This window comes from Acidisoma sp. S159 (genome assembly GCF_009766125.1).
GTDB lineage: Bacteria > Pseudomonadota > Alphaproteobacteria > Acetobacterales > Acetobacteraceae > Acidisoma.
This window is the reverse complement of record NZ_LMUG01000091.1, coordinates 35,123-45,353: the sequence shown is the minus strand read 5'-3', so window position 1 is coordinate 45,353 and position 10,231 is coordinate 35,123. Positions and strand designations below refer to the sequence as shown.

10 protein-coding genes and 2 pseudogenes are annotated in these 10,231 nt (G+C 60.4%); 3 read left to right on the top strand and 9 right to left on the bottom strand.

Annotation, left to right across the window (positions count from 1 at the left end):
* Positions 1-458: pseudogene (locus tag GSQ92_RS30585) on the top strand (transcriptional regulator); the annotation flags it as partial.
* A gap of 96 nt (positions 459-554) precedes the next feature.
* On the opposite strand, the gene GSQ92_RS27405 reads toward GSQ92_RS30585, so the two are convergent.
* The 8 genes and pseudogenes from GSQ92_RS27405 to GSQ92_RS31270 form a co-directional block, all read right to left on the bottom strand.
* Positions 555-776, bottom strand: a complete 222-nt coding sequence (locus GSQ92_RS27405) for a hypothetical protein (protein ID WP_159014698.1) — start codon at positions 774-776, stop codon at positions 555-557.
* 792 nt (positions 777-1,568) lie between these two features.
* Positions 1,569-2,354: a response regulator transcription factor gene (locus GSQ92_RS27400; protein WP_159014697.1), complete on the bottom strand. Its 786-nt coding sequence runs from the start codon at positions 2,352-2,354 to the stop codon at positions 1,569-1,571.
* Positions 2,355-2,928: 574 nt separating this feature from the next.
* Positions 2,929-3,795 carry a DUF2189 domain-containing protein gene (locus GSQ92_RS27395; RefSeq protein WP_158803199.1) on the bottom strand — a complete coding sequence of 289 codons (867 nt, stop codon included), beginning with the start codon at positions 3,793-3,795 and terminating at the stop codon, positions 2,929-2,931.
* A gap of 27 nt (positions 3,796-3,822) precedes the next feature.
* On the bottom strand, positions 3,823-4,209 hold the full coding sequence (locus GSQ92_RS27390) for a cytochrome O ubiquinol oxidase (protein WP_159014696.1): 387 nt from the start codon (positions 4,207-4,209) through the stop codon (positions 3,823-3,825).
* A complete protein-coding gene (locus tag GSQ92_RS27385; protein ID WP_159014695.1) occupies positions 4,209-4,838 on the bottom strand; it encodes a cytochrome c oxidase subunit 3 in 630 nt (209 codons plus the stop codon). Before GSQ92_RS27385 ends, GSQ92_RS27390 begins: the two co-directional genes overlap by 1 nt.
* Positions 4,838-6,871 (bottom strand): cbb3-type cytochrome c oxidase subunit I, encoded by a 2,034-nt coding sequence (locus tag GSQ92_RS27380; RefSeq protein ID WP_216857006.1) that lies wholly within the window; start codon positions 6,869-6,871, stop codon positions 4,838-4,840. The genes GSQ92_RS27385 and GSQ92_RS27380 overlap by 1 nt, the downstream gene beginning before the upstream one ends.
* A gap of 34 nt (positions 6,872-6,905) precedes the next feature.
* Complete coding sequence (locus GSQ92_RS27375; RefSeq protein WP_254066723.1) at positions 6,906-7,922, bottom strand: cytochrome C oxidase subunit II; 1,017 nt, start codon at positions 7,920-7,922, stop codon at positions 6,906-6,908.
* A gap of 320 nt (positions 7,923-8,242) precedes the next feature.
* A pseudogene (locus tag GSQ92_RS31270) lies at positions 8,243-8,976 on the bottom strand (integrase core domain-containing protein); the annotation flags it as partial.
* 370 nt (positions 8,977-9,346) lie between these two features.
* Here GSQ92_RS31270 and GSQ92_RS27365 point away from each other — a divergent pair.
* Both GSQ92_RS27365 and GSQ92_RS27360 read left to right on the top strand, forming a co-directional pair.
* Complete coding sequence (locus GSQ92_RS27365) at positions 9,347-9,616, top strand: hypothetical protein (protein WP_159014692.1); 270 nt, start codon at positions 9,347-9,349, stop codon at positions 9,614-9,616.
* Positions 9,617-9,645: 29 nt separating this feature from the next.
* Positions 9,646-9,882 (top strand): hypothetical protein, encoded by a 237-nt coding sequence (locus GSQ92_RS27360; protein WP_159014691.1) that lies wholly within the window; start codon positions 9,646-9,648, stop codon positions 9,880-9,882.
* Positions 9,883-10,065: 183 nt separating this feature from the next.
* On the opposite strand, the gene GSQ92_RS27355 is transcribed toward GSQ92_RS27360, so the two are convergent.
* Positions 10,066-10,224 (bottom strand): hypothetical protein, encoded by a 159-nt coding sequence (locus GSQ92_RS27355; protein WP_159014690.1) that lies wholly within the window; start codon positions 10,222-10,224, stop codon positions 10,066-10,068.
* Positions 10,225-10,231 lie beyond the last annotated feature (7 nt).

Sequence of the window (10,231 nt, the reverse complement as noted above, 5' to 3'; positions counted from 1 at the left end):
TCGGCCGGCGGTGGGACGTGCTGGCGTGGAACAGGGCAGCCGAGGTGGTGTATGGCCCGTATGGGCGGCTCGAGGGCGATGAGCGCAACACGCTCCATCTAATATTTACAGATCCGGCGCACCGCCGCTTGCTCGTCGATTGGGAGGCAGTGGCGCGGGCCTCGCTCGCGATGTTCCGCGCCGACTATGCCCGGCATACCGGAAACCCGGATTTCATGCGCCTCATCGCTCACCTGACGCGTCAAAGCACAGAGTTCGCGCAGTGGTGGCCGCAGCGTGAGGTGGCACGCCCGCTCGCGGGCCAGAAACGCATCAATCACCCGACCGCGGGGCAAATGCTTTTCGAATACTCCAGCCTTGGCGTGGGCGACCTGCCGGATATGAAGCTGATCGTTTTCACACCCCTTGATGATTCAGGCAAGAAGCTGGAGCAGCTACTGCGCGATCGGCCGCGGTGACGATACGATAATAACAGCTGCTGCTTCTAGGAGGCGTCGAGTTCGCCGCTGCCGTGTCGAAGATAACGCGTTGTCCGTAGTTCGCACGGAAGGTCCTCAAGATAAGCTCTTTGATGCAGCAGCCTCATGGGGCGCCTCCAGCAATCCGAGTGCCTCATAATCCTTGAGGTCTACTTGCACGAGAAGGTCGGCGACTGCGGCCTTTTCGGTATCTCCTTTTCCAACCGGATCTCCGGCTTGGTAGCTGTCCATTGTCGCCGTCCAGTCAAAAGACCGCTCCTCTATAGGTAGTCGATCGTAGCGTGTGACGATTTTCATGCGTGCCCCCGGTGCTCGGTGCAAGCTGAGTCACACCCTGTGAACAAGTGAATTTTGCGCAATCAGCGACAGTATCGCGGGTACGTGTTGGTAGTGTGCTTCTCTGAAATCCATAAATAGGCACGAGATCCTTTCATTCCACGCCGAGGAACTTCCTTTACAAAGTTAGCCAGCATTTTGCTAGCCGGGAGCTCCGCGACCAAGGTTTCCAGCAGCGTCTTGTCTGTGTTCTAGAGAGCGGCTCCGCCGCGTGACCGCCGCCACCCCGCACAAGATTCTGGGTCTAGAACGCGTGCGTTGAATTCGAGAGAAGCTAAAATTGTGCATATAAGAGCGGGAGTGAACTTCTTGTGTGTATCCCTGACAGGGTGCAAAACCCTGCGCACCGCCGCTTCTTGACCGGCAGTCGCGGGGTTCAGGCCGCACCTGGACCAACCCGGGATCACGCATGGGTTCGCAGATTGGCCCGACGTTGCCCTTGCGAACCGGGCGCAGCATTTGCGGTGGCCGCTACGGGGATAGTGCGCTGGCGCGGGGTAGCGGCGGCCGCGACCCGATCTCGCGACCGCCGGGTTGGCGGAATCTTCAAGTCTCCGCCAACCCGGCCCCGCTTTAGCTTCGCCGTCGGCCCGCAAGCCGACGCGAGCCGGGCAGAGGCGTCGCGCAAGGAGATAGTAAAATACGACTTCAACTCCGCGTTGACCTCGCGGTCAGTATCGACAAGTTACCAGCAACACATCAGATGATCGTCGATGGCAGCGCAACTTGAACGCAATCGCAGCTTGCGTCTGATCAGGCCGATGCCCATTGGCTCGTCGTGGTTGCACTGGACAGACGATATGCCGCGAAGGCCGCTTGCGTCCGGTTAGTCGCCCCCATCTTGCGCATAATGTTGCGAACATGGACCTTAACGGTGCTTTCGCTCATCCCGAGATCAAACGCAATGATCTTGTTGGCTTTTCCGAGCTGCAGCTGTTCCATCACGTGTCCCTGGCGCACCGTCAGTTGGCTGGGTAACCGAACAACTGCTTCAGCGGCCGTGCGACCTGTGCGCTCCTTCAACATGACATCAGTGGGCACATAGGTGCCTCCCGACTGCACGAACTGGATAGCCGCGAGGGTCATCGCGAGACTTGTCGTTTGCGTTGGGATGAAGCCGTTCGCGCCATTCGTAAGTGCGTCGCGAATTGTGCTTGCCTGACGACCCTCTTCGAGGTCCGACAAGACGACCAGTCTTGCGCTCTCAAAAGCCAGATGGAGCTGCGAGGTTCCTGAAAGAGAGGCCTCTGAGCCGTGGGAGTAGTAGACGATAAGGTCGAACCCGCTGCCTTCTTGCGAAATGCACTCGTCAACAGATGCAAAAGCGTGGATCTTGTTGTCGGGATACAAATCACCCAATGACGACAGGAAACACTCGCGTGTGAGGCTGTAACTGTCAATCAACGCGAGCCGCATTAGGCTCGACGCGGCGTTCGAGCGCTTAGCTGGAGCCGACGATGGCCCAAAGTTCTCGCTAAGCTCTGCTGCGTCCTCCGAATAAGTCGAAAGGGAGGAGGCATCAGCGCTGAAATTGTCCATGTCTAAAACTTTCGAATTTTAGCGGTTAATTGGGCGTAGGCGGTTTGAATGACCTTCGTTTAGCTGGATATTTGTTGCGTTGGATTGCTGCTACGTAAGGAAACGTAACCGCAAGCGCGCGTGATGAGCTAAATAAGAGACAATGTCTCGCCATGCGGTTCGGTAGATGCGCATCGATGCGACGCTCACCAGGACCTAACGGCGGTGTTCCGCTGCTGATGGACGGTGCTCGGGGCTTAGCCGCACACCGAACTCTGGCAGCGGATCCGTAAGCGTCTTCCGATCGACGCGGTTGACATAGCGTTGTGGCGAAGGTGACGATCGCACTGGCAGCGGATTCGGGAAGGCCGATCGCTTGAAAGCAACCTTCGGGAAGCGGGCTTGTCATGCTGAACACAACCCGCCGCCGTGTCCTAGCTTTCGCGATCACCCTCGTGCCGGTGCTGGCATTTCGCCGTGCTGTCGCCGGCGCCATGGTGGTGGAACCGGTGCCGGAATCAGCGCGTCGCCCACCCGCCGCTATACGTTGGTGGGACGCACTAAAGTTGCATTTCAGACTTGAGAAGCGATTGGCTCAGGCGACGATGCGACGATAGACATGCCAAGTTGCGTGGCCGAGGAGCGGCAAAGTGACCGCCAGGCCAAAAAGCCCAGGAATGGCGCCGATGACCAGACCGACGACGATCACCACGCCCCAGCCCAGCATGAAAACCGGGTTTCGCGCCATCGCCTGCAACGAGACACCAATTGCCTCCATCGCCGTCACCGGCTTATCGAGCGCAAGTGGGAAGGACACGCAGCCGATCGCCACGGCAACCAGGGCGAAAATGATGCCGGCGCCACAGCCGATGACGATCATCTTCCAGCCGGCGGTGGTCGTCAGCACCCGGGTGAGGAAGAAAGCGCTGGCCTTGTCGGATGAAGTGCCGAGCGTCGAGTGATAGATGACGCCAGCGACCGCGAGCCATAGCAAAAAGAGGAGAATGGCGATACCGCCGAGGACGCGCAGCGACCGGCCGCGTGGCCCGAAGAAAAGATTCACGGGATGCGCGGCGGCATCCTCTCCATACAGCTCGCGTCCACGGCTGAGGGCCGCGTACCAGAGCGTCGCCAGCGGTCCTATCAGTGCGAAACCGGATGCGGCCGGGAACAGGAACGGCAGCAGCGCGCGGTCCGCGACGACGCCGGCGACAACCAGGCCGGCAAGCGGAAAGAGCACTGCGATCGTGATCTGGTCGGTCCGCAATGCGCGGAGGTCGTCAAACCCCTCGCGCAGCGCGGAGACGAGGTCATTGAGGCCGGCCTTACGAATTTCGATGGGTCCCGGCGACGCCGCGTCGTCCCGCTCTTCCTCTACGCGGGCGGCGACCTCCTCATGGGTTTCGGGCGGGGCGCGGAACACAACCATGAAAGCATCGGAGAGTGTGGTGGCGAAGCTCATGTGGATCGTTTCCCTACCTGGCCGCCGCTACTCGAGCAACGTCGGTTGCTGAGTCATGTCCATGCCCGGCATCGTGTCGGGCATAACGCGCGGCGCAAGCGAGTGGAACATCCAGACCGAAAGCCCGATCGTGAAGACGAAGAGCGGCAGCGTGAGGATGAGCGAGACGCTTTTCCAGGCTTGAGCCGGGGACAGGCCCAAGCCGAAGAACAACGTAGCCTGTGCGACGAGCGCGATAACGACGAGCGAGAATATAACCCAGAGGAAGGCAGGGTAGGTAAGCACATGCTGCTGCGTGACCAGCAGCGCCGCCAGCATGAGAACGATGGAGGCGGCATAACCGGCGAAATAGCCGCCGGTGCTTGCCTGGCGCACTTCGGAGTGCAGCAGCGGATCCTGTCCATGAGTGGCCATCAGAAGGCTCCCCTAAGATAAACGAAGGCGTAGACGCAGACCCAGACGGAGGCCTGGAACTGCCAGAACATCCGCAGGTTGAGCAGGCGCGCGACGATGCCTGGGGTGAAGCCGGACCTTGCCACCTGAACGATCATGACGAGCATCCAGAGGATGCCGAAGGCCATGTGCAGCCCGTGCGTCCCGATCAGAACGAAGTAGATTGAGAGGAAGCCGCTGCGGTCCGGACCGTCGCCTAGGGCGATGAGCCGTGCGAAGTCGCCGAGTTCCAGTCCGATGAAGACGAGGCCAAGGACGAGGGCGATGGTGATGTAGAGAATGACGCCCGGCTGGCTGCGCATCTTCATGGCAACGCTGGCGAGGCTGTAGGCGAAGACGCTCGTCATAACGGCGAGAGTTTGCCAGAAGCCTGCGAGCGGGTGGACGATCTGGTGGGCACCGGGTCCGCCTGCGAGATTAGTTGTCTGGTCGAGCACGCCATAGGCGGCAAAGAGCGCCGCAAAAATGAGCGCGTCACTCATCATGTAGAGCCAGAAGCCCAGGGTGCGCGTCGCGATATCGTCATGCGCCTCAGCCTCGTGCTGCCACAGCACCGAGTCCGGGGTGGCAGGCCGCTGGTGAATTGCCATCAGTGGGCCCCGGCTTCCACGAGCGGCGGTCGCGACGGCTGCTCGGCGATGATGCCGGAGGCGGCCGTCCGCCGTTCCATCGAGGCGATCTCGGCCGGCTGCAACATGTAGCCGGGCGTGTGCTGGGACGAGCGGAAGGTGACCAGGGCGATGATGGCGAGCAGGCCGCCTCCCGCCATCCACCAGATGCGCCAGATCATGCCAAATCCGAGGCCGAAGGAGCAGATGCCGATCAGGATCGGTATCATCGTGTTGCTTGGCATGTGGATAGGCACAAAGCGATCGGGATGCGAGAGATCGAGCCCGCCGCGCCGCCGCCAGTCCAGCTCATCCCGCGCATTGATCTGCGGGATGACAGCGAAGTTGTAGAAGGGTACCGGCGTTCGGGTCAGCCACTCCAAGGTGCGCGACGTGCCCCATGGATCGGATTCGAGGCTTGTGTTCCGGTTGCGGAGGCTGACGAAAAGCATCCACGCAAAGATCAGGACGGAGAGGCCGTAGAAGCCGATACCAATCTCCTGGATGATGAGGAGGGGCAGCATGTGCGGGTCGTAAAGATAATCCAGCCGCCGCGTCTCCCCCATGAAGCCGAGCGCGAACATGGCTACGAAGACCAGGATGGAGCCGGTCGAAAAGGTCCAGAAGAACAGCTTGCCGCTGCGCTCGTCGAGCTGCATGCCGAAGACCTTCGGGAACCAGAAGGTGACGGCGCCGAAGATCGCGTAGGCGATGAGCAGGACCATGCAATGGAAGTGAGCCACCACGAAGACGCTGTTGTGGACTGTGTAGTCGATGGCCGGCATCGCAAGCATCATGCCGGTCAGGCCGCCGGCCAGCAGCATGAACAGGCCGCCGAGGCACCACAACATAGGCGTCTCGAAGGTTAGCCGGCCCCGGTACATCGTGAAGACCCAGTTGAAGACCTTCACGCCAGTCGGCACGCCCACCAGCATCGTGGCCACGCTAAAGAAGGTATTCACCCCAGGGCCGGCGCCCATGGTGAAGAAGTGATGCAGCCAGACCAGCCAGGCGATACCCGCAATCGCGAAGGTGGCCGCGACCATGGTGGTGTAGCCAAAGAGCGGCCGGTGCGAGAAAGCCGGAATGATTTCCGAGAAGATGCCGAAGGCCGGCAGCACGAGGAAGTACACCTCCGGGTGGCCCCAGATCCAGAATAGGTTGGTGTACAGCATCAGGTTGCCGCCCATGCCGGCCGTGAAGAAATGCGTGCCGATGTAGCGGTCGCAGCTCAGCATCGCGAGCGCCACGCCGAGAACCGGGAAAGCGGTCAGGCCGATGATGTTGGTAGAGAGCGTCGTCCAGGTGAAAACCGGCAGGCGGAACCACGTCATGCCGGGCGCACGCATCATGACGATGGTGGCGATCATATTGACGGCGTTCAGGGTGGTCCCGATGCTCGAGATCTGGATAGACCAGACCCAGTAGTCGACGCCGACGCCCGGGCTGAAGGGCAGCTCGGTCAGCGGGATCAGGCCAGACCAGCCCGCATCCGAGAAATCACCGACGAACAGCGAGACCATGACGAGCGCCGCACCCATCGCGGTCAGCCAGAGGCTGAGGGCATTCATATACGGAAAAGCCATATCACGGGCGCCGACTTGAAGGGGCACAATGACGTTGGTGAGGCCGGTGAGGATTGGCGTCACCGCAAACAGGATCATAATGGTCCCGTGGGAACTGTAGATCTGATCGAAGTGGTACGGCGGAATGTAGCCGTGCGAGGCGTCTAGAAAATGCGGCGAGTGGGGTCCGTCCGCGAGTACTTGCTGTGTCCGGATCATCAGCCCGTCGAAGAACCCGCGGAACATCATGACGAGCCCGACGATGATGTACATGACGCCGATCTTCTTGTGATCGACGGTCGTGATCCACTCGCGCCAGAGGTAAGGAATTTTCTTGAAGTAAAGGACGGGCAGAACAATGGCGATGCCCGCGACGGCGGCGAGCGTGAAAGCGAAAAGAATGATGACGTTATCGTAGGGGATGGCGTGCAGCGTGAGACGGCCGAACAGAAAGGACCAGGGGCCCTGCAGATGGACTGGCACTCTATGAGCCCTTTCCGTTTTCGGAGCTTCGGCGCTGATTGGATGGGCCGCTATCGGGCGCCATTTTCTCGGTGAGGTCAGCGGGGACGGGATAGGTCAACCCGTTCAACGCGTCCGTCACGGCACGATTGAACACGCCGGTGTCCACTGAGGCGAAGTAGCCCGGCTTGGCGCCGATGTTCAGCGTGGGATGAGCGAGCTTCTGGAACACCGCGTAGGACAAGGCACCGCGGTTCGGCTGCGCCTGGCCCGCCTGCACTCCGGCTACCCAGCTGCTGAAGCCGTCCCCGCTCATGACGCGGGTGGAGAACTGCATCCATGAAAAGCCCGCACCGCTGAAGTCGGCGGAGAAGCCGGTAAACGTTCCTGGACCGTCGGAACTAAAGGCGTCCCGCGTCTGCATGCCGGGCATCACGTCGATCATCGGTGCAAGTTGCGGGATGAAGAAGTCGTTTGTGACTGATGTGGATGTCATCCGCAGCCGCACTACCCGCCCCTGTGGCACGACAAGGTCGTCGATCGTCGCGATATGCTGCTTCGGGTAAATGAAGAACCACTGCCAGTCCGTCGTGATGACATCAATTTCCAATGGAGCTTGCGCTGGCACCTGCGTGCCGGCGGGCGCGCGGAGCACGGTCGGGTCATAGGGATTGGTCTCGATGACGGACTCATAGGTAAAAACCGCGAGCAGGGCGACGATCGCGATCGGGCCGCCCCAGATCAGGAGCTCGATTGTCATAGAATGAGCCCAATCCGGATCGTAGGCGGCCTTGCGCGCCTTGCCGTAGCGCCAGATGAAAAGGCACAGCATCAAGGTTGTCGGCAGGATTATGAGCAGCATGATGCCCACATCGATCATTGTGTACTTGAGCTGCGCGGCTGCGACAGGGCCTTTGGGGTAGAACAGCCGGAATTCTTCGCCGCAGCCGCCAAGCGGGAGCAGCGCGAGAGCCACAAGTGGCCTTGTCAGGCATTTCGACAGGCGCTCTTTGACGTGGGAACACTTGACCGGAGTCAAGACGAAATCCTTCCTGCGCAGACGATGAGGTTTGACCATGGTTCCTCCGTACAGCGCGGCGTGCCGGATGGCGGCGGAGTTCTACGGGAGATCTCGATGCTGTCGAGTGGCTCCGTCAGGAGTTCGGTGTTTCCAGAGACCACAAAGAGGCCAACCAGGCAACACCTGGCCGATGGCACCCGTCGGGTGCAGGACCATTTAGGCCGCACATCCTGGTCCACCCCGCTACAGCAACGACAATTACTTTCGTTAAGTGTACTAGTCGTGATTCGATCTGACAGATGCCCTGGATGGTGTCGGATGGCCTATCGTGTCCGACGTTAGGCGGCATTGAGCATCTTGCCTCTGGCGACGGGTTTGCTGTCAATGAAGGTCTGCATGGGTGTCTTGCCATAGCACCAGCGTCCCTGGTGGGACCGTTGCTCGTTGTAGCTGGCCATCCAGACGTCGGGGTCAGTGCAGCTGCGCGATATTGCTTTAGATTCGCATGCGGAAGGCGACCTGGTAGAATTCGCTGAGCATGGTCTTATGGAACCGCTCGACGATGCCGTTGGTTTGCGGGCTGCGGGCCTTGGTCCGGCTGTGGCCGATGTCCCCGCCCGCCAGATGCGACAAAACTCGGGTCCGCGATCGGTCAGCTCCCGGCATAGCTTGAGATCCTGGTGGTCGAAGAACGGCACGATACGGTCGTCGTGGAGATCGGCCGGGGTGATCGGGGTTTTGCGGTCACACAGCTTGGCGAAGCCCAGCTTGGTGTAGGTGTCGATGAAGGCCTGGTCATAGATGCGCCCCACGCCTTTGAGCGTGCCGACATAGAACGTGTCCTGAGCCCCGTAATAGGCCGGGCAGTCACTCTCGAACTCGCCGAACGCCTCCTTGTCCAGCTGGCGCGCTCCGGGGCTGCAACCTGGGCCTCTGTCAGCACCAGGCCGTCCTGGGCGCTTTTGGCCTCCAGGGCTTTGAGCCGCTTCTGCATGGTTTCCGGGTCATGGCGCTGCCAGACACAGCGCACGCCAGCGGCGAGGCCGCGATGTCGGGCGCGCCCCCATCCAGGTCCCGGCCAGTGATCGCCTGATCACGGACTGGCAGTCGCAACCGGATTACAGTTTAGATTCCTGCAATCACTCAGTGTTTGCTTGCGCATCCGCGCGTTTTCTCGGTGCGTTTACGTGCGGCCAGGTCACTAGCGACTGGTCGTCGGGCTTCAGCGCAGCAGTGACTGAGCAACTGCGTGAGACGGGCCTGGCAATCCTGGTGCTGTCAAAGCCTATCCTTGCCAACTCAGGTTGCGCGAACCGGATGACACCCAATGTGCTCTCTTAGAGTAGAGAACGCGGCGGGCAGTCTCAGCGACACGGGTTCCTACGCCTGATCAGCTGATTAGTCCCGACGCACACGTCGACTAAGTTTCGGAAGTTCGGGAGATGAGCGTGAACGCAGATCGCATTGGAGACACTTTCCAGAATTTGGCTGAAAAGGTCCAGGATGCCTTGGCTGGGGACACCAGAGCTCAGCTTGAGGTCAAAGCGCGTCGGGTGGCCGGCCAAGCTCGAGACGCGTACGGCGAGGTAGTCGAGCAGGCGGCAGATGCTGCGACCGCTGTTGGCAAAGGTGTGGAGCAACAACCGTTGATCGCCCTGCTAATAGCTGGGGCCGTCGGCTACGCGCTGGGCAAGCTGCTTCATCCTCGCTGAGTTGGCACATAAGCAGGGAGAATGCATCCATGAAATCAGTTCTGGCTTTGGCAACTTTTGCTTTAGCGATCCTCGTTCTCGAAGGCAAAGCTCGCCAGGTCGCCGCCGATGCTCAGGGTGCCTATGGTGAGACTGTGGATCGGGTTCGCTCCGTAGCGGCCGATACCCGCCGTGCGACGACGAATCGGCCCATTCCATCTCTGCTGGTCGCAAGCATCGTGGGTTACGGTCTAAGCCGTCTGACACGTCTAATTGGGATCGACTGAGACCTACACATACGGATCTGAGCTGAGGCGCGCGGCGTCACAATCATTGCTGTGCCTGCAGCTTTCTTCCTGTATCTCGCAACTTGACCCAGCTACGCCTTGGTCAGCATTTCGGATGTTTCCATGCTCCGCGTTTCCTGCAGTGACAAGCGGGGTAACTACGTCGCCGACGTTACAATCGTCCTAGGATTCTGGGACGGGGTCGATGCCAAGTTCCTGCCGGATGTGCTGAAACTTCTTCGGATCGGCGAAACGGCGGTCCGTCATCATTGCCCGCAGCTCGGCCAGCCCTTTTGTCGTGAAGAATAACCGAGGGGGACGTGATCCGGTATCAAGCCGCATCAGCCCC